Annotated in this window: 23 protein-coding genes; 12 read left to right on the forward strand and 11 right to left on the reverse strand. The window is 58.4% G+C overall.

Going from position 1 to position 21119, the window contains the following annotated elements; translation table 11 throughout:
- Positions 1-558: 558 nt before the first annotated feature.
- Together AUC60_RS07535 and AUC60_RS07540 are read right to left on the reverse strand one after the other, a co-directional pair.
- Positions 559-960: a YbaN family protein gene (locus tag AUC60_RS07535; protein WP_087265462.1), complete on the reverse strand. Its 402-nt coding sequence runs from the start codon at positions 958-960 to the stop codon at positions 559-561.
- Between the two features lie 10 nt (positions 961-970).
- Positions 971-1558, reverse strand: coding sequence for a UPF0149 family protein (locus AUC60_RS07540; RefSeq protein WP_087265463.1), 588 nt, complete (start codon positions 1556-1558; stop codon positions 971-973).
- Between the two features lie 186 nt (positions 1559-1744).
- Here AUC60_RS07540 and recQ point away from each other — a divergent pair, with 186 nt between their 5' ends.
- The 4 genes from recQ (at position 1745) to AUC60_RS07560 (ending at position 7244) form a co-directional block, all read left to right on the forward strand.
- Complete coding sequence (gene recQ, locus AUC60_RS07545; protein ID WP_087265464.1) at positions 1745-3874, forward strand: DNA helicase RecQ; 2130 nt, start codon at positions 1745-1747, stop codon at positions 3872-3874.
- A 245-nt stretch (positions 3875-4119) separates the two neighbouring features.
- The gene (locus AUC60_RS07550; RefSeq protein ID WP_087265465.1) at positions 4120-4554 is read left to right on the forward strand and encodes a MarR family transcriptional regulator; all 435 of its coding nucleotides are present in this window, start codon (positions 4120-4122) and stop codon (positions 4552-4554) included.
- 104 nt (positions 4555-4658) lie between these two features.
- Positions 4659-6800 (forward strand): motility hub landmark protein FimV, encoded by a 2142-nt coding sequence (locus tag AUC60_RS07555; protein ID WP_420800722.1) that lies wholly within the window; start codon positions 4659-4661, stop codon positions 6798-6800.
- Between the two features lie 147 nt (positions 6801-6947).
- Positions 6948-7244, forward strand: a complete 297-nt coding sequence (locus AUC60_RS07560; protein WP_087265466.1) for an Rdx family protein — start codon at positions 6948-6950, stop codon at positions 7242-7244.
- Here AUC60_RS07560 and AUC60_RS07565 read toward each other — a convergent pair.
- Positions 7238-8119: a DMT family transporter gene (locus AUC60_RS07565; protein WP_087265467.1), complete on the reverse strand. Its 882-nt coding sequence runs from the start codon at positions 8117-8119 to the stop codon at positions 7238-7240. The two genes, AUC60_RS07560 and AUC60_RS07565, sit on opposite strands and share 7 nt — an antisense overlap.
- 176 nt (positions 8120-8295) lie before the next feature.
- Between AUC60_RS07565 and AUC60_RS07570 the strand changes: the two genes are divergently transcribed.
- The gene (locus AUC60_RS07570) at positions 8296-9123 is read left to right on the forward strand and encodes a UDP-2,3-diacylglucosamine diphosphatase (RefSeq protein ID WP_087265468.1); all 828 of its coding nucleotides are present in this window, start codon (positions 8296-8298) and stop codon (positions 9121-9123) included.
- On the opposite strand, the gene AUC60_RS07575 is transcribed toward AUC60_RS07570, so the two are convergent.
- Entirely contained in the window at positions 9120-9431 is a 312-nt protein-coding gene (locus AUC60_RS07575; RefSeq protein ID WP_087265469.1) for an Mpo1-like protein, read from the reverse strand. The two genes, AUC60_RS07570 and AUC60_RS07575, sit on opposite strands and share 4 nt — an antisense overlap.
- 80 nt (positions 9432-9511) lie before the next feature.
- Positions 9512-10966, reverse strand: coding sequence for a TrkH family potassium uptake protein (locus AUC60_RS07580; protein ID WP_087265470.1), 1455 nt, complete (start codon positions 10964-10966; stop codon positions 9512-9514).
- A gap of 162 nt (positions 10967-11128) precedes the next feature.
- Here AUC60_RS07580 and AUC60_RS07585 point away from each other — a divergent pair, with 162 nt between their 5' ends.
- Positions 11129-11689: a nitroreductase family protein gene (locus AUC60_RS07585; RefSeq protein ID WP_087265471.1), complete on the forward strand. Its 561-nt coding sequence runs from the start codon at positions 11129-11131 to the stop codon at positions 11687-11689.
- Between the two features lie 110 nt (positions 11690-11799).
- Here the strand turns inward: AUC60_RS07585 and AUC60_RS07590 are convergent, their stop codons facing one another.
- The 6 genes from AUC60_RS07590 to AUC60_RS07615 all read right to left on the reverse strand — a co-directional run bounded on the left by AUC60_RS07590 (position 11800) and on the right by AUC60_RS07615 (position 16098).
- On the reverse strand, positions 11800-13134 hold the full coding sequence (locus tag AUC60_RS07590) for a HAMP domain-containing sensor histidine kinase (protein ID WP_087265472.1): 1335 nt from the start codon (positions 13132-13134) through the stop codon (positions 11800-11802).
- Positions 13135-13200: 66 nt separating this feature from the next.
- The gene (locus tag AUC60_RS07595; protein WP_087265473.1) at positions 13201-13638 is read right to left on the reverse strand and encodes an LTXXQ domain protein; all 438 of its coding nucleotides are present in this window, start codon (positions 13636-13638) and stop codon (positions 13201-13203) included.
- A gap of 286 nt (positions 13639-13924) precedes the next feature.
- Entirely contained in the window at positions 13925-14602 is a 678-nt protein-coding gene (locus tag AUC60_RS07600) for a response regulator transcription factor (protein ID WP_087265474.1), read from the reverse strand.
- Between the two features lie 7 nt (positions 14603-14609).
- A complete protein-coding gene (locus tag AUC60_RS07605) occupies positions 14610-15005 on the reverse strand; it encodes an SH3 domain-containing protein (protein ID WP_087265475.1) in 396 nt (131 codons plus the stop codon).
- A gap of 189 nt (positions 15006-15194) precedes the next feature.
- Positions 15195-15494 (reverse strand): YciI family protein, encoded by a 300-nt coding sequence (locus AUC60_RS07610; RefSeq protein ID WP_087265476.1) that lies wholly within the window; start codon positions 15492-15494, stop codon positions 15195-15197.
- 1 nt (position 15495) lies between these two features.
- Entirely contained in the window at positions 15496-16098 is a 603-nt protein-coding gene (locus tag AUC60_RS07615; RefSeq protein WP_087265477.1) for a septation protein A, read from the reverse strand.
- A gap of 66 nt (positions 16099-16164) precedes the next feature.
- On the opposite strand from AUC60_RS07615, the gene AUC60_RS07620 reads away from it, so the two are divergent.
- The 6 genes from AUC60_RS07620 (at position 16165) to rluB (ending at position 20996) form a co-directional block, all read left to right on the forward strand.
- On the forward strand, positions 16165-17028 hold the full coding sequence (locus AUC60_RS07620) for a PHP domain-containing protein (RefSeq protein WP_087265478.1): 864 nt from the start codon (positions 16165-16167) through the stop codon (positions 17026-17028).
- A gap of 13 nt (positions 17029-17041) precedes the next feature.
- Positions 17042-17671, forward strand: a complete 630-nt coding sequence (locus AUC60_RS07625) for an L-threonylcarbamoyladenylate synthase (protein ID WP_144443242.1) — start codon at positions 17042-17044, stop codon at positions 17669-17671.
- Between the two features lie 119 nt (positions 17672-17790).
- Positions 17791-18489 (forward strand): segregation and condensation protein A, encoded by a 699-nt coding sequence (locus AUC60_RS07630; protein WP_193441853.1) that lies wholly within the window; start codon positions 17791-17793, stop codon positions 18487-18489.
- A 10-nt stretch (positions 18490-18499) separates the two neighbouring features.
- Entirely contained in the window at positions 18500-19267 is a 768-nt protein-coding gene (gene scpB / locus AUC60_RS07635; RefSeq protein WP_087265481.1) for an SMC-Scp complex subunit ScpB, read from the forward strand.
- Between the two features lie 83 nt (positions 19268-19350).
- Positions 19351-19542: a DUF1289 domain-containing protein gene (locus AUC60_RS07640; RefSeq protein ID WP_087265482.1), complete on the forward strand. Its 192-nt coding sequence runs from the start codon at positions 19351-19353 to the stop codon at positions 19540-19542.
- Between the two features lie 197 nt (positions 19543-19739).
- Positions 19740-20996 carry a 23S rRNA pseudouridine(2605) synthase RluB gene (gene rluB, locus AUC60_RS07645; RefSeq protein WP_087265483.1) on the forward strand — a complete coding sequence of 419 codons (1257 nt, stop codon included), beginning with the start codon at positions 19740-19742 and terminating at the stop codon, positions 20994-20996.
- Positions 20997-21119: the final 123 nt, after the last annotated feature.

The raw sequence follows: 21119 nt of genomic DNA on the forward strand, positions 1-21119 counted from the left end.
TTTGCCCACGCTTCAGAATCTGCGGGCGGCCAGCGTGGTTTAACGGGGCGCCTCAGATCAAAATCAAAAACCAGGCGGCCTGACAGCCGACCTGATGTATGAACTTACCGATCCTTTGTAGGAACTGCCTAAGACTGCGAAGCGCTGTGTCAGGAATACCGCAATCGGCGCCGTTGTAACCTCCGACAACTCCTACAAGTCCTAGGCGCTAATGCTTTTTCGCTGTGCTTTTGATCTTGATCTTAAGCGCCCCGTTAAACCACGACGGCCGGAATTCGACATTATTGTGTGGGGTAAACCGGCAGGGATGCCGGTTTAGCTGCCTCAGGCCATGGATGGCCGGTGGCGGCGGCCCCACACAATAATGTCGGATTCCGGGCATGCCGAGCCTAGGCGAGGCACCAAGTGGTGGGGTATGAGCGTTTTGCTTACTTTGCGCTTCTCAAAAGTGAGGCGCCGTAAGGGCGCAACCAATATCAGCCATTACCGCAAAAGTGGATATGTGCGCGATATGAAAGTTGTGTGGATACCCACGTCGCGAGAAGAGCGACGCAAAACTCAAGCCTTACGCAACGTCTTCTGCCGCAAGATATAAACCGTGACCAACACCGCACAGGTCACCATAAACACCCGTGCCCAAATGAAAGACACGAGATAACAGGAAAACCCGATGCTGATCCACATCGTGACAATCGCATAGACCTTGCCCTTGAGCGGGATGCCATTGCCTTCCAGGTAGCCACGAATCCACGGCCCCAGTCGTTTGTGATTGACCAGCCAGTTATAAAAGCGCGGAGAGCTGCGAGCGAAGCAGGCAGCGGCGAGCAATAGAAAGGGTGTGGTGGGCATGATCGGCAGGAAAATCCCGATCACACCCAACACCACGCTTAACCAGCCAACGCCAAGAAAGGCATAACGCACGACCCGATGACGACTCGTGCGTGGTGCGGCCTGCGCCATAGGCGCAGACTCAGTGGTGGCGAGGCTTGAGGATTGCCGGTTTTTCATCCGGTGCCTGGCACAGCAGGTAAAGCGCTGTCAGGGCTTCCGGGATCTGCACGATCATGTCGTCCATCAGATTGGCGTCTGCGGCGATATCGGAGAACTCAGGCTGCTCATCGAACAGACCGGAACCGACCATGATCGGCAACAGCATCTCGCTGACTTCTTCTTCGGCGGTTTCGAACCAGGCGCTTTCACGCAGAAACACACCTTCCATGAAGCCGATGCACCAGCCGCGCAGATCGGAATCGTCCGGCTCGTCGCCCAGGTCCAGATCGCATGGCAGTTCGAATTCTTCGTCCGAAGCCAGTTGACGAGCGATATGCGCCTGCAGCTGGATCAGCGTGCCTTCAATCTCTTCACGCTGGGCATCATCGGCGTAGTGCGGTGGTTCGGAGAACAACGCGTCGATCCATTCACGCTCAGGCACGGTTTCTGCGCAGATCGAAAGAGCGGTCAGGTAGCCATGAGCGGCCACGTAGTCCAGTGCCTCGTCATGCAGCTCATCTGCATCGAGGAAGACTTGCAGGCGGTTTAGTTGCTCAGCGAAGGACATTGACGGACTACCTTGGAAATAAACGATGCTGAATTCTAGGCCCTGAGCGCCTCGGGCGCCAGCGCGGAGGTAGACGCATTGCGCTGTAGCTTAATTTCGACCGCTTATATCCATGCCACCCTTTGCCTGTGACACGTCGGGTATACTGCCGCGCTTTGCAGTGCAGCAGGACATTCTGGGGTTTTTATGCTCGAACAGGCGCAACGCGTACTTAAAGACATCTTCGGCTATGACAGCTTCCGTGGTCGCCAGGGTGCCATTATTGAACGCGTGGCCAGCGGTGGTGATGCGCTGGTATTGATGCCCACTGGTGGTGGTAAATCGCTGTGCTTCCAGGTGCCCGGCCTGTTGCGTGATGGCCTTGCGGTGGTTGTTTCGCCGTTGATCGCCTTGATGGATGATCAGGTGGCAACCCTTGAAGAGCTGGGCGTCTCGGCGGCGGCGCTGAACTCGACCCTGAACGCAGATCAGCAGCGCGAACTGGCCAACCGGATTCGTCTGGGCGAGATCAAGATGCTGTATCTGGCACCGGAGCGTCTGGTCCAGCCGCGCATGCTGGCGTTCTTGCAGAATCTGCAGATTGCCCTGTTCGCCATCGATGAAGCCCATTGTGTGTCGCAGTGGGGCCATGACTTCCGCCCTGAATACCTGCAACTGGGACAATTGGCCGAGCTGTTCCCCGATGTGCCACGTATTGCCCTGACCGCGACCGCCGACAAGCGTACCCGGGAAGAAATCGTTACCCGGCTGCACCTGCAGAACGCCGAGCGCTTCTTGTCGAGCTTCGATCGGCCCAATATTTTTTATCGCATCGTGCCCAAAGAGGCGCAGCGTAAGCAGTTGCTGGCTTTTCTGTCCGAGCGCCGCAGTGATGCCGGTATCGTTTACTGCCTGTCGCGCAAGAAAGTCGACGAAGTAGCCGCTTTCCTCTGTGAAAACGGTTACCCGGCGCTGCCGTACCACGCAGGGCTGCCTTCCGAAACCCGTGCCTCCAATCAGAAGCGCTTCCTTAACGAGGAAGGCCTGATCATGGTTGCGACCATTGCGTTCGGTATGGGTATCGACAAACCCAACGTGCGATTTGTCGCGCACATGGATTTGCCCAAGTCGCTTGAGGCGTATTACCAGGAAACTGGTCGCGCAGGGCGTGATGGTCTGCCCGCTGATGCGTGGATGACCTACGGTCTTCAAGACGTTGTGATGCTCAAGCAGATGTTGCAGAACTCCGAGGGCGACGAACGGCATAAGCGTCTGGAACATCACAAACTGGACGCCATGCTGGCGCTGTGCGAAGAAACCCGTTGCCGCCGCCAGACGCTGCTGGCGTATTTCGATGAAGACATGCCTCAACCGTGCGGCCATTGCGACAACTGCGTTGACGGCGTGCAGACCTGGGATGCCACGGAGCCTGCACGTCAGGCGTTATCGGCGATCTATCGCACCGGTCAGCGTTATGGCGTCGGTCATCTGGTCGATGTCTTGCTGGGCAAATCCAACGACAAGGTGCAGAGCTTTGGTCATCAACACCTTTCAGTGTTTGGCGTCGGCAAGGCGCGGGCCGAGGGCGAGTGGCGTTCGTTGTTCCGCCAGCTGGTCGCCCGGGGGCTGGCCGATATTGATCTGGAAGGCTATGGCGGGCTGCGCCTGAGCGACACCTGCCGCCCGTTGTTGCGGGGCGAAGTGACCCTGGAATTGCGCCGGGATCTGAAACCGCAGACCGCCGCGAAAAGCAGCTCTGGCAGCCCGGCCAGTCAACTGGTGCGCGGCGAAGAGCGCGAGCAGTGGGAAGCGTTGCGTGCCCTGCGGCGCAAGCTGGCCGAGGAGCACGGCGTACCACCTTATGTCATTTTCCCGGACTCGACCCTGCTGGAAATGCTGCGCAGCAAACCGGAAACCATGTCTGACATGGCTCAGGTCAGTGGCGTCGGTGCGCGCAAACTGGAGCGTTACGGCGAAGCTTTCCTTGAAGTGCTGGGCGGTGCCGCCGAGGCGCCGAAAGTGGTGGCCGACGTACGTCACGAGCTTATCAGTCTGGCCCGGGCCGGCATGACTCCCGCGCAGATTGCCGGTCAGTTGCAGTGCACCGAGAAAAACGTCTACACCATGCTGGCCGAAGCTATTGGCAAGCAGCAGCTTTCGCTGGAGCAGGCGCTGGATTTGCCGGAAGACCTGCTTGGCGAAATCCAGGATGCCTTCCTCGACGGCGAGGGCGAGTTACCTCCCGTAGCGGCCATTGCCGAACAGTTCACAGGGCGAGTGCCCGAGGGTGTTCTGTATTGCGTGCGTGCAGCGTTGCAGGCCGAATTCGAGGTTTGATGCTCTGCCGGGATGCAGCCGCGCGCCCCTCGGATTCAAGAAAATCCTGCAGGACCGGCTTTAATCTAGAGCCGGTCTGGACACGCGCCGCATGGTGTTATCACGAATTCAGTCTTCCCGGCTGAATCCGGTCCACCGGGTTTGGACGATCCTGGTCCAATTGATCCAGTTACAAGCCCCCACTTGCCTCATCCCTTGGGCCATGCTTAGCTGACTAATAATTAGGATCGATCACGAGTTTTTCTATGCCAATGACAGATGAACACCGCTTCGGCATGCAACTGGCCCACATGTCCCGCGGCTGGCGTGCTGAACTGGATCGGCGACTCGCTGATCTGGGGCTATCCCAGGCACGCTGGCTGGTATTGCTGCATCTTGCTCGTTTTCAGGAGCCACCTACCCAGCGTGAATTGGCGCAGAGCGTGGGCGTAGAAGGCCCAACCCTTGCGCGGTTGCTTGACAGCCTTGAATCGCAGGGTCTGGTTCAGCGTCACGCAGTAGCTGAAGATCGTCGGGCGAAGAAAATCGTTTTGTGCGACACCGCTTTGCCCTTGATCCAGAAGATTGAAGCCATTGCGACTGCGTTGCGCGTCGAGCTGTTTGCCGGTATCGACGAGGAGGATCTGCGGATTTGCATGCGCGTTCATACGCATATTCTGGGCAACCTCGAAAGATCCTGAAGCGGACACGCTGCTTCTCGCTCATACTTGCAGCCAGACATTGAAGTCCACGCCATGTATTGAAATATGCAAAGAAGCCTGTTCTGGTTTCTATAAGGGTTCGTATGCGCAATAGCTCTCAGGCGGCTACGCCATCAGGTTTCGCCAAGACCGCCTTATGTCGCGGTTTGATGGTCGCGGTTCTATCCTCCGGATCAATGTTGTATTCAACGTTGGCGTCTGCATTGGGCATGGGTGAAATAACACTGCACTCCGCCCTCAATCAGCCACTGAGTGCTGAAATCGAGCTGGTAGAGACGGCAGGGCTCAGTGCTGAGGACATCGTCGTAAGGCTGGCCACACCAGAAGAGTTTGCCCGGGCCGGTATCGACCGGGTGTTCTTTTTCAATGATTTGCGTTTCACGCCGATCATTCGCGGCAGTCGCGGTGTGATTCGCGTGGTGTCGAGCAAACCGGTCACTGAGCCTTATCTGCAATTTCTTGTGCAAGTACTGCGGCCTGGCGGCGACATGTTGCATGAATACACGTTGCTGCTGGACCCGGCGACTTCTGCTGAGGGGCGCGCAGCGGTGGCGGGGCGTCCCCGAGCTTCTGCGGCCCAGGACGCCGGGCAATCCAGGATGCCGGTTGCGCCACCGGTGGCACTGGAAGGTAAACGCTACACGGTAGTGGGCGGCGATACCCTCAACTCCATCGCTCGACGCATGCAGGGTTCCGGTGCCAGTGCCTCGGCGGGTCGCCTTGCCGACGGGATCAAGGCACTCAATCCACAGGCATTTCCCAATGGCGACAGCACAGCGCTGAAAGTCGGGCAGAGCTTGTTGCTGCCTGACGCAGCGGTGTTGCCCAATAGCCCTTCGGCTCCGGCCTCGACAGCAGCAACGCCGCTGCCGACCGCGCAAGCCCAGCGTGGCGCTGAACAACTGGCCGTATCCGCCATCGAAAATCAGCTGTTAACCAAGACCGTCGAGGATCTGCGCCTTCAGTTGCAGGGCCTGCAGGCATCGATTGACGGCAAGGACAAGCAGATCGTCGGTCTGCAAACCGAACTGGCAGAAAGTCAGGCTGCCGCTGCGCAACCCGCGCCAATATCGTCTGCTCCGGTAGCTCCAGCTCCCGTCGTCAGTGCGGAGCCCCAGAGCAATTCGTTGCTGACTCCGCCGTTGCTGGCGGGCGCGCTGGCGATTCTGCTTCTACTGTTGGGGCTGGTCTGGTCGGTGCGTCGTAATCGTCGCAAGCAATCAAAACCGCAGCCTGTCAGCGCCGATCCAACCCTGATCAAACCGGCCCGTGCGCCGGTCGCTCCGGTTTACGAAGCGCCGGTTTCGGACACCAGGGCGGCCGCACCTGTTGTCGCTGCGCCAGCCGCTCCTCGTTCAGCCCCGGTTCGTCCTGCCGCTGCTGCTTCTGATCCGCTGGATGGCGTCAGTATTTACATCGCTTACGGGCGGTTTGCCGAGGCGATGGGGATTTTGCGTGACGCGCTGGTCAAGCAACCTGAGCGGGAAGATATCCGTGTACGCCTTCTCGAATTACTGGCAGAGCAGGGTGATTCGGCAGGGTTTGCCAAGGAAGAGCAGCGTGCGCTGCAACATGGCGTAGACGCTGAGCAGATTCAACTGATCCGTTCACGTTATCCGCAGCTCAAGCCTGCCGAGCAAGCTTCCAGCGTGCCACCGACGGCCGTCGCGGCCGTGCCCGTAGCGGCTGCCGTCGTTGCGGCAGAGGTTGCAAAGGAAGAGCCTGCACAGCTTGATGAAAGTTCAGCCGCAGCGCTGAACCCCGAGCCTGCTCTCGATGATTTCCAGTTGAACCTGGATGACCTGTCGATGGATGCCGACTGGGATTTGGTGGATCCGTTTGACAAACCGATGGCTGCACGCCCCGAAGCGCCAATTGCGCAGTCACCGCTCGATGATCCAGAGTTTGCTTCAAATCTCACCGAGCTGCCCGGCGTCGAGGAAATTCCGGATGAGCGCTTCCTCAGCGACTTTCCTGAGGAAGACGGTGTGGTCGAGTCTAATAATGACGCCCTCGACGATACCTTCCTTGATGGCTTCATGGATGAGTCTGGCGAGTTCGACCTGCTTGATCTTGAGGAGGTCCCGTTAAGCAAAGTCAATCAAGCCCAGGTGTTGATCGACGACGGGGACATTGAAGGCGCCCGCGAGCTGTTGCTGCAGGTGATCGAGGAGTCTGACGAAGAGCATCAGCAGACCGCACGCGATTTGTTAGCTGGCCTGTAGCGCGCTCCGTCTGACACTCCGCAATCGCGACCGTCGTAACCTCCGATGGCTCCTACAGGTTTGTTGTGAGCCGTTACGACGGCGCCGATCGCTGCTCGGTGAGCACCTGCAGGAAATCATCTTCCGTTTGTCCCAGAGAGCCTTTTCATGTCTACCGTAAAACCGGAAATCATCATCACCTACTGCACGCAATGCCAATGGCTGTTGCGCGCTGCATGGCTGGCTCAGGAGTTACTCAGTACGTTTTCCGATGATCTGGGCAAAGTGTCGCTGCAACCCGGCACCGGTGGTGTATTTATCATCACGTGCGACGGTGTTCAGTTATGGGAGCGCAAAGCCGATGGTGGATTCCCCGAGGCCAAGGTTCTCAAACAGCGGGTTCGTGACCAGATCGATCCTCAGCGTGATCTGGGCCATAACGACAAGACCACACCGGCTCAGTGAGTCGTGGCTGCTTGAGGTTTTGTTCTGCCGCTCATCAAGCCTGAAATCACAATGGCGACGATGATCAGCGCACCGCCCAGCAGCATGCTCAACGTGGGAATTTCAGCAAATAGCAGCCAGGCGAAGGTGATGCCGTAAACCGGCTCCATCGCGAACACCACTGCCGCAGTCCGCGCCTTGATGACTGCCAGACTGGCCACGAACAGGCTGTGAGCCAGGCCGGTGCAGAACACGCCCAACAGGCCAATCCACAGCCAGTCCAGCGCCGAGATTCGGCTCAGCTCAGGAGCGGCCCAGGGAAGCAGGCACATCGCGACGATCAGGTTCTGATACAGCGCGGCTTGCACCGGCGGGACATTTTTCGAGCTGACGCGATTGACCAGCGACAGCAATGAAAAGGTCAGCCCGGAGAAAACTGCCCACAACAGACCGCTGGTGGCCTCGCTGGCCAGATTGAATTCGGGCGTCACCAGCACCAGTCCGACACTGACCAGCACCACCAGAATGACTTCATTGCTGCGGATGCGCTCACGAAACAGCAGCCCTTCGAGTATCACGGTGAAAGCCGGGAAGCTGGCGAAGCCCAAGGTGGCGACGGCGACTCCGGCCACTTTGACCGCAATGAAAAAACTCACCCAATGCGCAGCCAGCAGCACGCCCGCGAGTATCAGTCGTGCCCAGTCGGCGCGCTGCAAGGTTTTCCATGCGGTGTCACTGGCAAAGCGGGCAAAGAACGCCAAGGCGATAACGGCGAAGATTCCGCGACCGAATACGATGACTGAAGGTGAGGCGCTGGCCAGTTTGCCAAAAACGCCAGTCAGGCCGAACATCAATGCGCCGATATGCAAGGCGCCGAGGGCGGAGCGGGGAGTCATGGAGTTCCTTTGTCGCCAGACAGCGTGTGTCAGAAGCACAAGAGCAGTCTACCAGCGCCTGCCGTGAAGTATTCAGTCCAACAATTGCTGTGCATTGTCATGACATTGCCACAACCTGGTCACATTCGATTAACCGGCACCGGGCACTCTCATGCAAACCCAGCAGGAGATGGTTCATGACCAGTGCTCAGCTTGCCAAACCCAGCCGTAAGCAACGCGTTCGCACTTTGTGGATTTCCGATGTGCATTTGGGCACACGGGATTGCCAGGCGGAACATCTGTCACATTTCCTCAAAGGCTATCAGGCTGACAAGATCTATCTGGTCGGCGACATTATTGACGGCTGGAAACTTCGCGGTGGCATGTATTGGCCGCAGGCTCACACTAACGTGATCCGTCGCTTGCTGACCATGAGCAAGCGCGGCACCGAAGTGATCTATGTCACCGGTAATCATGATGAATTTTTGCGTCGTTACTCGAAATTGATTCTGGGCAATATCCAGTTGGTGGATGAAGCCGAGCACCTCACTGCGGACGGTCGTCGTTTTCTGGTTATCCACGGAGACCAGTTTGACGTCATCACGCGCTATCACCGCTGGCTGGCATTTCTCGGCGACTCAGCCTATGAGTTCACCCTCACCCTCAACCGCTGGCTGAACCACTGGCGTGCGAGGTACGGCTACGGTTATTGGTCGCTATCGGCTTATCTCAAACACAAGGTCAAAACGGCTGTGAGCTTCATCAGCGACTTTGAAGAGGCCATTGCCCACGAGTGCGTCAAGCGCGGACTGGACGGCGTGGTGTGCGGGCATATCCACCACGCCGAAATGCGCACGGTCGGTGGTGTGGAGTACCTCAACTGTGGTGACTGGGTTGAGTCCTGCACCGCGTTGATTGAGCATCTGGACGGCACGATTGAGCTCTTTAGGCTCGCGGATGCTCATCTTCAGCGCGATAAACTGCCCCTCGAAGAAGAACTCGAGGCCAGCGAACCGGTGATCTAGAACGGTACTTTGCCCGTCAACATATCGCGATACATGACGAAGTCGCCCAGCAAGCTATAGAACGGATGCTGAAACGTAGCGGGGCGGTTCTTTTCAAAGAAAAAATGGCCAACCCAGGCGAAGCCATATCCCGCCAGCGGTACGAGCCAGATCAGCCCCCAACTGCCACTGCCAATCACAAAGGCCAGCAGGAAGATCACCAGACTGGTGCCAACGAAGTGCAGGCGACGGCAAGCACTGTCACGGTGTTCCTGCAGATAGTAAGGGTAGAAATCGGCGAAGCGGGTAAACGACTTGGTGGTTTCCATGGCTGGAGTTCCTGATCGTTGGCGCTGTTGGGTTTAATATCAGCTGGCTTTACGTCAACTGATATTAAACGCCATTACGATCAGTGACGCCAGAATGCCGGAATGCACAGCACCAGCACGGTGATGATCTCAAGACGTCCCAGCAGCATGCCGCCCGACAGAATCCACTTGGCGGCGTCTGGCAGGGTGGCGAAGTTACCGGCCGGGCCGATGGTTTCGCCCAGGCCAGGCCCTACGCCAGACACGGTGCTAGCAGCTCCCGTCAGCGCAGTCATCCAGTCGAGTCCCAGCAGCGATAGCAACAGGGCGATGCCGCAAATCGTGATGGTGAAGAAGAACGAGAATGTCAGGATCGAGCGTACGATTTCGTCGTCCAGGCGGTGGCCGTTGTAGGTTTGCTTAAGCACCGCGCGCGGGTGAATCAGCTGGTTAAGGTTGGCCTTGAGCAGGATGTAGGCCACCTGGAAGCGGAATATCTTCACCCCGCCAGCGGTGGAGCCGGAGCAGCCGCCAATAAAGCCCAGATAGAAGAAAAACATCAGCGCGAAGTTGCCCCACAGACTGTAATCGCCGAGGGCGAAACCGGTGGTGGTCACTACGGATGTCACATTCAGGGCCACATGGCGCAGCGCGTCGTACCACGGCAGATCGGTTGTCGCCCAGTACCATGCACCGAGCACCAGCCAGGTGACCAGCAATAAACCCAACAGTCCGCGCACCTGCTCATCCCGAAACAGTGCGCCGCGGTTGCCCCGTAACGTTGCGACATACAGGGTGAACGGCAGGCTGCCAAGGATCATCACCACAATGGCAACCCAGTGCACTGACGGCTGTGGCCATTTGGCCAGGGACAGGTCCGAGGTGGAAAAGCCGCCGGTTGAAATGGCTGACATGGCGTGGTTTATCGCGTCGAACAGGCTCATTCCTGCTGCCCAAAAGGCCAGACTGCCCAGTGCAGTAATGCTGACGTAGGCCAGCACGATGAACTTGGCCACCATGTGTGAGCGAGGCATGACCTTTTCCGAGCGGTCGGAAGATTCGGTCTGGAACAGGCGCATGCCACCAATACGCAGCAGCGGCAGAATCGCGACCGCCATACCGATGAAGCCGATGCCGCCGAGCCAGTGAAGCATTGAGCGCCAGATGAGAATGCCCGGCGACATAGTGTCCAGGCCACTGAGCACTGTTGAGCCAGTCGCGGTAATGCCGGACATGCTTTCGAAAAAAGAGTCGGTATAACTGATGTGCTGGGTCAGCAGAAACGGCAGGGCGGCGAACACGCAGACGACGATCCAGCTGGAAACCGTCAGCAGGTACATGTCCCGTGGACGCAAATGCACGTGTTCCGGTCGGCCGGGAACGATCAGCGCCAGACCGGCCATGAACGTCAGCAGACTGGCCCACAAGAAGGAGCGCAGGTCTTCAAAGCGATCGTAGATCACTAGGGTCACCATGGGCACGATCATGGCGATGGCCAGGGTGATCAGGAATATGCCGATAATGAAACCGATGATGCGAAGGGTCGGCAACGCCATGCAGTCACTCTGACTAGTTCGGGGAAAGGCGCCATTCTACCTGCGGCCCACGGCAAGTAAACCGTGGGCTGTACGCCACAGCTTGTAAGTAATTGCCTCAGCGGTTCGTTATCCGTGAGCACAGGCTCTAGAATGACTCATCATTTTTCAAGGAGGTAGCCCATGGAGGCGCTCGACGTATTGCTCAATCGTGTCTCGGTCCCGCGATTGATCGACCCGGCCCCGGATGCAGCCCAGCGTGAAATATTGTTCAATGCGGCCATGCGTGCGCCGGACCATGGTCAGCTTCGGCCTTATCGTTTCATCACGGTGGAAGGTACAGCCCGTGAGCGTATGGGGGAATTGCTTGCCCAGGCATTGCAGGCCAGCGGTTCGGAAGTAACTCCGCAAGCACTTGAAAAAGCACGCCTTGGTCCATTGCGCGCGCCGTTGGTCGTGGTTGTGGTCGCTCGTCTGCAGGATCACTACAAAGTGCCGAAAACCGAGCAACTGATCACCGCTGGCTGTGCGGCGCACAGCGTGTTGCTGGCGTCCTATGCGCTGGGCGTCGGTGCGGTCTGGCGTACCGGGGAGTTGTCCTACTCACCGCTCGTCGCCAAGGGGTTTGGACTTGCGGATGACGAAGAGGTCATTGCCTTCCTGTACCTGGGCACGCCTCAGAACCCACCTCGCGTTGCGGGTAAGGTGGATGTGGTGGATTTTGTCAGTGAGTGGCAGGGCTGAATGCCTGCGCTCAAAATAGCGGCGCCCTTATCGCGGGCAAGCACCGCTCCCACAGGGAAAACGCTATCTCATGTGGGAGCGGTGCTTGCCCGCGATAAGGGCGCCATAAATTAAGAACTAACCACCTCCGCTGGCAAATCAATAATCGCCAGAAACCCACCCTCGGGATGATTGCCCAGAATCAATTCCCCTCCATGACGTTGCGCGGCGCGGCGGGCGATTGCCAGGCCCAGGCCGTGACCCGGTGCAGTCTGACCGGGGGCGCGGTAGAACGGCTCGCCCAGTTGCGTCAGATGTTCAGCCGCTACGCCAGGGCCATGATCACGCACGCTCAACTGCAGCCGGTCAGCGACCCGTTTAGCCTGGACTTCTATTGGCTGACCTGGAGGATTGAAGCGCAACGCATTACGCAGCAGGTTATCGGTGGCCCGTTCGATCATGTCCGGCCAGCCATGCAGATGCAGATTTGGCTCGACGTGCACCGCAATTTGCTGGTCGTCGCCACCGTCCAGATTTGCATCGTTCCTGAGGCGCAGAAGCAATGCGTTGAGATCAATGGGCTCAGCGCTGCTCAGTTGCGCATCAAGCCGCGCCAAGGCAAGGATTTCGCTGATCAGCGCTTCCAGACGATCACATTCGCGGCTCAGACGCGGCCAGAGTTTTTCCCGTTCGGCCGGTTCAGCCCGCTCTGCCAGCGCCAATGCGATACGCAAACGGGCCAGTGGCGAGCGCAACTCATGGGACACGTCGCGCAGCAACTGTCGCTGACTGCCGATCAGACTTTGCAGGCGCGCACCCATGCGGTTGAAGTCGGTAGCCAGCACGCCAAACTCATCCCGGCGGTTGGCCAGTTGCGCGAGGCTGTTCTGCTGATAGGTGGTTTGCCCGAGATCATGCACTGCACCGCGTAAACGGCTGAGCGGGCGAGTAATGGACAAGGTCACCAGCAAACTGAACAGGGTCAGCACCACCAGCGCAATCCCCAGCGCACTGAGTGGCCACATCAAGCTGTCGCGGTGCCACGCATCCAGCTCCGGGTGCGGGATGCGATAGATGAACAGGTAGGTTTCGCCCGTCTTTTCACTGGTGTACTCACTGGTCAGGCGACGCCACGGGAGTTGCCGGGGATCGTCGCCCTGGCGAGCCTCAAGCGCTGCCGCCCGAGGCGAAAAAGTACCGCGGACCACCGGGTCGCCATTGTCGTTGAGAACCTGAACGTCCATGTGGTTTTTGCGTTTGAGGCTTTGCAGGTAATCCTGTGCGGCGTCTGCGCCCTGGTTTTCATACTGCTCGGTCCAGGTTTGCGGCAGATGGCTCAGCAGTGGATGACGGCTGAGGATCCACGCATCTTGATTAAGCATGTGGCCAAGCAGGATCGACAGACCTGCAACCAAAGCAATAGCCAGCCAGAAGCTAGCCAGAATTCGCCAGAACAATGAACGCACGGGACAACCTCAAATAGAGAAAACCCGGCACGCTTGGGGAGTGCCGGGTTCAGGTGGATCAGTAGCTTACTGGGCTTTTTGCGCCTTTTGCGCTTTCCACGCTTCGAATTCAGCGCGTTCGGCCATTTTAGCTGCACGCTCCTTCTGCATTTCGTCGAATTCCTTCTGCTGGTCAGGCTTGAGCAGCGCACGGATATCGCTATCGGTTTTGGTGCGCTTGGCGTCAAGTTCATCCTTCATGGCTTTCTGGTCAGCGGGTGACAGCTTGGCCAGATACTTTTCAGTGATGTCCTTGCGGTCGTGCATTCGCTCGCCCATCAGTTTGCCGATCTGTTGACGCTGTTCGCGGCTCAGGTCCAGCTTGCCGAAAGGGCCGCGATCATGGTGCATGCCAGCACGTGGGCCATCAGGGCCAGGACCGAAACCAGGGCCATCGGCGGGTGCAGCCATTGCAACGGTAGGCAGTGCAGCAGCGAACATCAAAGCGATCAGAGTCTTGCGCATGGTGTATCTCCTTGTCTCGAATCCGGCTCGTTGCCGGTTGAGGCCAGTTTAGGGAGATCAAGGTCAAGAGCGGTCAGGCTACTGTAAAGCTTGGGTAAAGAGGGGGAGTGAGTGGGCTGACACAGAGGTATTTACTCGGGGGATTTTTGTGGGAGCAGAGCTTGCTCGCGATGAGGCTGGACGCAGTTCACCGTTGATCGCGGTGCCCTTATCGCGAGCAAGCTCTGCTCCCACACAAGCTCTGCCACATAAGCGCTGTTCCTGCTGGTATACGACGCCAAAGCGACTACACGCTGTAGTAATAACCCCGACTACGCAGCGCGACGATGCGCGGGCGGCCATCGGGGTGCGGGCCGATTTTCTTGCGCAGGTTGCTGACGTGCATGTCCAGGCTACGGTCGTAAAGAGTCAGTTTGCGTCCCAGCGCCAGTTGCGCCAGTTCCTGCTTGTCCAGCGGTTCACCCGGTTGGCGTAGCAGGGCTTCAAGCAAACGGCTTTCGGAGACGGTCAGGACCAGTTCCTGATCGTTGATGATTACCACGCCGCGCACGGGGCTGAAGCTCAAGTCGCCCAGTTCAAGCTGCGTCGATACCGCCGTAGGGTGACTGCGACGCAGTACGGCGCGCAGGCGGGCGGTGAGTTCGCGAGGGTCGCAAGGTTTGGCGAGATAGTCATCGGCACCCAGCTCCAGGCCAAGAATCCGATCCAGAGGTTCACCGCGGGCCGAGAGCATCAGCACCGGCAGATCAGGGTGGTCGCTGCGCAACTGCTTGAGCAGTTCCAGGCCGCTGCCGTCAGGAAGCATGACGTCCAGAACCACCGCAGCGGGCGCGGACTCGGCAAGGGCGCGACGGGCACTGTTGCCGTCATGGCAGGCGCGAACCAGAAAACCTTCCTGGCTCAACCAGCTACTCAGAAGCTCACACAGCTCCTGGTCATCATCAATAAGTAACAGCTCGCTCATGTCTCACTCAATTTAGCCACTGTCGACGTTGCTTACGTCCACCGCGGGCAAAGATACCGCACAGGAGGGCTATCAGCGCAACACCCCCTCCGGTGACGAACCATTGTTGCTGTTCGCTCAGGATACGTTGCGGCTCAGCCGATTGTGCCTCTTTGAGCTGCAATTTGAGCCTTTGGTTCTCCTGCCGCAGACGACTGAGCTGGGCGGCGTCGGCATTTTGTACCTGTTTGAGAAGATCTTCGCGCTGACGCTCGCTCTCCTTCAGTCGCTGCTGGAGATCACTGATCTGAGCGGCAGTGGTCGGCAACGGCAACGCATAGGAGTTACCGGAACCACTTGTTTCCTCGGCCTGGGCGGCGGCGGTGCCCATCGCCAACACAACAACCAGCAGACATGCCCGCATCTGAACTCCTGTTTATAAATGCTGTGTTTACAAATGCTGTGTTTATAAATGCCGTGTTTGGACGGCCGTGTTTTTATAGAACATTCAGCAGGTTGTCGGCAGGGCGTTGAGAATGATTAGCGTCAGACGGGGGAGAATGTGTAATCGCTGCCTTGAGTGGCAGCGATTGCAGGGTTGTGCAGGCGGGGATTAAGGCAGGACTTTCTTGAAAGGCTTCACAACGACATTGGCATAGACGCCAGCTTCGACGAACGGATCAGCCTCAGCCCAGGACTTCGCCGCGCTCAGGGATTCGAACTCGGCAACGATCAGGCTGCCGGAGAAGCCAGCAGAGCCAGGGTCGTTGCTATCAACGGCAGGGTTTGGCCCGGCCAGAATCAAGCGGCCCTGGTCTTTCAGCGCGTTGAGGCGATCCAGGTGCGCCGGGCGCACGCTCAGGCGTTTTTCCAGGGAGTTTTCGACGTCTGTGGCAATGATTGCGTAGAGCATGTCAGTCCTCGGTTTTTGTCGGGGGCGTTGTAGAAGCAGGGTCATGCATGTGCTTGGCAAGGTACAGGCCCTGAGCGACCAGGAACACCAGGGTCATGCCCAGGCTGCCGAATACTTTGAAATCCACCCAGAATTCCTGATAAGTGAAGGCCACATAAAGGTTGGCCGCACCGCAGAACAGGAAGAAGATGATCCAGGCGATGTTCAGTTTGGTCCAGATTGCCTTCGGCAGGCTTAGCGCGTGCCCCATGATGCGTTGAATCAGCGGGCGGTCGCCAATGAAGTGACTACCGGCAAACGCCAGCGCGAACAGCCAGTTCACTACCGGAGCCTTCCATTTAAGGAAGGTTTCACTATGGAAGGCCAGGGTCAGGCTACCGAACACCAGACAGGCAACCAGCGTCAGCCACTGGCTTTTTTCCAGCTTGCCCTGCTTGAAGAACAGAATGCCGTAGACCACCACTGAACTGACGATCAGCATGGCGGTCGCACTGAAAATGCCCCCCAGCGTGTAGCTGTGGCCGAGGATTTCCACGGCACGAGGCTCTATTTTGTAGACGATGAAAAACAGTAACAGCGGGATGAAGTCGATGAATTGTTTCACAATGGCAGCCAGAAGCAGGATGTGGCGGCATAATAACAAACATCAATGACAGCGAAAGCGCTACCTATGAATGTTGACCTGCACTGCCACAGCACCGCCTCCGATGGCGCTCTTGCGCCTACGGCCCTGGTTGCCCGTGCTTATGAAAACGGCGTGCGCGTCCTTTCCCTGACTGACCACGACACTCTTGAAGGCCTCGAAGAGGCCCGTGCTGCGGCGCTTTCACTGGGTATGCAACTGGTTAACGGGGTCGAGCTTTCGTGCACCTGGGGTGGTGCGACCATCCATATTCTGGGCTACGGCTTTGATATGGATGCCCCGGCGCTGCTTGCTGCAATCGCCCGTTTACACGATGGACGCTGGTTGCGTGCAGAGGAAATCAGTCGCAAATTGGCGATCAAAGGTATGCCTGGGGCGCTGGAAGGCGCTCGGGCCATCCAGCAAGAGCTCGGCGACAGCGGTAATGCGCCGGCTCGTCCGCACTTCGCGGACTTCATGGTACGTGCCGGGTTCGTCAAGGATCGCGCCGAGGCTTTCCGTAAATGGCTGGGCGCTGGCAAGCTGGGCGATGTGAAACAACATTGGCCTACGCTGGAAGAAACGGTCGGCACCTTGCGGGAATCGGGGGCCTGGGTCAGTCTTGCGCACCCCACGCATTATGATTTCACCCGTAGTAAACGTCGTAAGCTGGTCGCTGCCTTCATTGAGGCGGGTGGCCATGCGATTGAGGTAGTGAATGGCCTGCAACCTGCCGAGCAGGTTGGAACCCTGGCCATTCTGGCGCGTGAATTCGGCCTGCTGGTGACCGCTGGCAGTGATTTCCATGCCCCTGGTGGCTGGTCCGAGATTGGCATCTATCGTCCGGTGCCTGAGGATCTGCCGCCACTTTGGTCTCGGTTCAAACATGATCAGCCAACTGCTGCCTTCTGAACAGGAAGATACCGTGAGTCAATTTTTCCAGGTCCACCCGGAGAACCCGCAAGCGCGCCTGATCAAACAGGCCGTGGAAATTATCAAAGCGGGCGGTTTGGTGGTCTATCCCACAGATTCGTCATATGCACTGGGCTGCCAGCTCGGCGATAAAAGTGCCATCGAGCGCATTCGCCGTCTGCGGCAACTGGACGACAAGCACAACTTCACGTTGATGTGCTGCGATCTGTCCCAACTGGGGCTGTTCGCTAAAGTCGATACCGGTGCCTTTCGGGCGCTCAAGGCTCACACGCCAGGGCCTTACACGTTCATTCTGAACGCCACCCGTGAAGTGCCGCGGCTGATTCTGCACCCCAAGCGCCGGACCATCGGCCTGCGGGTACCGAAGCATCCCATCGCTCAGGCCTTGCTGGAAGAACTGGGCGAGCCGCTGATGAGCGTCAGCCTGATCATGCCGGGCGAAAGCGTGCCGATGAGTGATCCTTATGAAATGCGCCAGTCGCTTGAGCGTCAGGTCGATCTGATCATTGATGGCGGCATGGGGGGTATTTCCGCTTCGACAGTGATCAACCTGACCGGCGACGAGCCTGAAGTGGTCCGTGTCGGTTGCGGCGATCCTTCACCTTTTGGTGTCGAGGCTTAATGACTACGGTAGCAGCCGTCGACAGTCAGGCCGACGCTCAGCAGGAACTGCCATTCGCCATGGTCTACGGCCAGGCGGTCACGCAGATGCCGATGGACCTTTACATTCCGCCGGATGCGCTGGAAGTCTTTCTCGAGGCATTCGAAGGGCCGCTGGACTTGCTGCTCTACCTGATCCGCAAGCAGAACATCGACATCCTTGATATCCCGGTGGCAGAAATCACCAAGCAGTACATGGGCTACGTCGAGCTGATGAAGACGGTGCGCCTGGAACTGGCTGCCGAATATCTGGTGATGGCCGCGATGCTGGCCGAGATCAAGTCGCGCATGCTGCTGCCACGCTCTGCGGAGGCCGAGCAGGAGGAAGACGACCCGCGTGCCGAGTTGATCCGTCGTCTGCAGGAATACGAGCGCTTCAAGGTGGCCGCCGAAGGTATCGACCAGTTGAGCCGTGTCGGGCGTGACGTGATCGTTCCCAAACTGGATGCGCCAGAAGCCCGGGCCCGCAAGTTGTTGCCCGAAGTCAGCCTCGAAGAATTGTTGATGTCCATGGCTGAGGTATTGCGCCGTGGCGACATGTTTGAAAGCCACCAGATCAGCCGCGAAGCCCTGTCCACCCGTGAGCGCATGAGTGATGTGCTGGAACGACTCAAAGGCGGCGGCTTTGTGCCGTTTGCCGAGCTGTTTACTGCCGAAGAGGGGCGCCTTGGTGTCGTCGTGACTTTTATGGCCGTTCTTGAGCTGGTCAAGGAGTCGCTGGTGGAGTTGGTACAGAACGAACCGTTCGCGGTCATCCATGTGCGGGCGCGAGCCGAATAAGAGCTGATCAATGAATCTTAACGAACCCCGCGAGCTGGCTCCGCTGCTCGAAGCTTTTCTGTTGGCCTCGGGTAAGCCGCAATCGCTGGAACGCCTTTACGAATTGTTCGAAGAGGGCGAGCGCCCGGAGCCTCCGGTGTTCAAGAAAGCCCTGCAATTGCTGGGCAAGTCCTGCGAGGGCAGGGCTTTCGAACTCAAGGAGGTGGCGTCCGGTTATCGCCTGCAGATTCGCGAAAAGTTTTCCCCGTGGGTCGGCCGTCTTTGGGAAGAGCGCCCGCAGCGTTATTCCCGGGCCATGCTGGAAACCATGGCGCTGATTGCCTATCGCCAGCCGATTACCCGGGGTGAAATCGAGGATGTGCGCGGCGTGGCGGTTAACAGCCATATCGTGAAGACCCTGCTGGAGCGCGAGTGGATCAGGGTAGTGGGCTATCGGGAAGTGCCAGGCAAGCCCGCGATGTTCGCCACTACCAAGGTGTTTCTCGATCACTTCAACCTGAAAAACCTCGACGACCTGCCGCCGCTGGCTGATCTGCGTGAACTGGAGCCGGACCCGGTGATGGATTTCGAAGACGCCCCGGTGCCTGCGCACTTGCAAGCCTTGGCTGACGCCAGCGCCGATCCTGACGCCGAGCCAGAGCCGCCAAGAGACGAAACCAGCTTCCGCAGCTTATTGGTCGAACTCGACTCGATGGAGCAGGGTCTGAAGATCGACTTTGATGATTTGCTGCCGGATGAGGCGGATAAAAAGCCAGAAGACGATACCGATCCCCTGTAGGAGCTGCCGAAGGCTGCGAAGCAGTGCGTCAGACAGGCTGCTTCTACAGGTCAAATAGCGTTCATTCATGCAGGGCACCACTCATGAGCGACACCAAGAATCCCTGCATCAGCCTCTGCAAGTTCGACGCCGACATCTGCATCGGCTGTGGCCGCAGCAAGAAGGAAATCAAGGGCTGGAAGAAGATGGACAAGGGCGAGCGCCGTGACGTGCTTAAAGAAGCTGCCGTGCGCATGAAGGGGTTCAAGAGTGCCGGTCGGCGGAAAAAGAAGTAAGGCGCAAATTTTCGACTAGCCTCTGATGCGCAATGCGTTGTGTGAGCGTATCATTCGCGACCTTTTGGCGATTCTGCTCGTGACGAGTTTAGCGCCAGAAGTTTTTCAGTATTACGCCTCGTGGCTATCCACAGCCCAGGCAGCAGGTTGCGTCGGTCCTCGACGTCCCCTGAATCGACACACCGGGAGGTGCCCAGATGAGTGAACAAGACAAGCAGGACAGCCAGGAAATCGGACCCGCAGGCGAAAAGCTGCAGAAGGTTCTGGCACGTATTGGCGTAGGCTCGCGTCGCGACGTTGAAGCCTGGATCAGCCAGGGCCGAATCAAGGTCAATGGCAAGGACGCGACCCTTGGTCAACGCGTCGATCTGCACGATGCGATCACCGTTGACGGCCGCGTCATCAAACGCGAAGAGGCCGCCGAGACTGTGCGCCGGGTGATCATGTACAACAAACCGGACGGTGAAATCTGTACCCGTGACGACCCTGAAGGTCGCCCGACGGTATTCGATCGCCTGCCGCGTCCAAAAGAAGGCCGCTGGGTCAACATCGGTCGTCTGGACATCAACACCACCGGTTTGCTGATGTTCACCACCGATGGTGAGCTTGCCAACCGTTTGATGCACCCGTCCTTTGAAATGGACCGCGAATACGCTGTGCGTGTGCGTGGCGAAGTGGACGACGACATGATCGCGCGGCTCAAGGCAGGCGTTGTTCTTGAAGACGGCCCGGCTCGTTTCACCGACATCCAGCAAGCGCCGGGCGGTGAAGGCTTCAACCACTGGTATCACTGCGTGGTGATGGAAGGTCGTAACCGTGAAGTGCGTCGTCTCTGGGAATCCCAAGGGCTGGTGGTCAGCCGTCTGAAGCGCGTGCGTTACGGGCCGGTGTTCCTCAACTCCGACCTGCCGATGGGCCGCTGGCGCGAAATGAGCCAGTACGAGGTGGACATCCTCAGCGCTGAAGTGGGCCTGACGCCTGTGGCTCAGCCGCAGATGAACGCCAAGACCAAGGACAAGATGGAGCGCTTGCAGCGTCAGTCGTCTCGTCCGCTGGGTAAAAGCGAGCGTGTGCGCACCCTGCGTCCAGCCAAGGATGGGGCTCCGACTGGCGAGCGTGCTCCACGTCAGCCACAAGTGGCCGGCAGTGATCGCGATCGTGCCCAGCGTCCAGCTGCACCACGTTCGGATTCCAATCGTGGTCAGCGTAACGACCCTAACAAGTCGTCGCCGCGCACGCCGCGTCCAGCCAATGGGCGCAGTGACACGCGCAGTGACAACAGCCGTGGCACGCCAGTGGCTGAGCGTCCAGGCGACATGAACAAGCGTCCGGCCAAGCCGTCGCCGAAACGTCCAGGCATCACCCTGGTCGATGACGCGCCGTCCGGCAAGCGCCGTGGCCCGGCATCGGGTTCGGGCCAGCGTCCGGGCTTCGGTCGTCGCAAGCCGCAATAAGCGTCAGCAGTCAGAAGAAACGCCCCTCGTAAGACGGGCGTTTTTTTTCGGCCCCCGCTTAAGACCTTGTGACACTTGAATCCGACTTCTCTACCTGACTGAGCTAAGCCGTAAGAGGACTTT

Origin of the sequence: Pseudomonas caspiana (genome assembly GCF_002158995.1) — a bacterium.
GTDB classification, from domain to species: Bacteria; Pseudomonadota; Gammaproteobacteria; order Pseudomonadales; family Pseudomonadaceae; genus Aquipseudomonas; species Aquipseudomonas caspiana.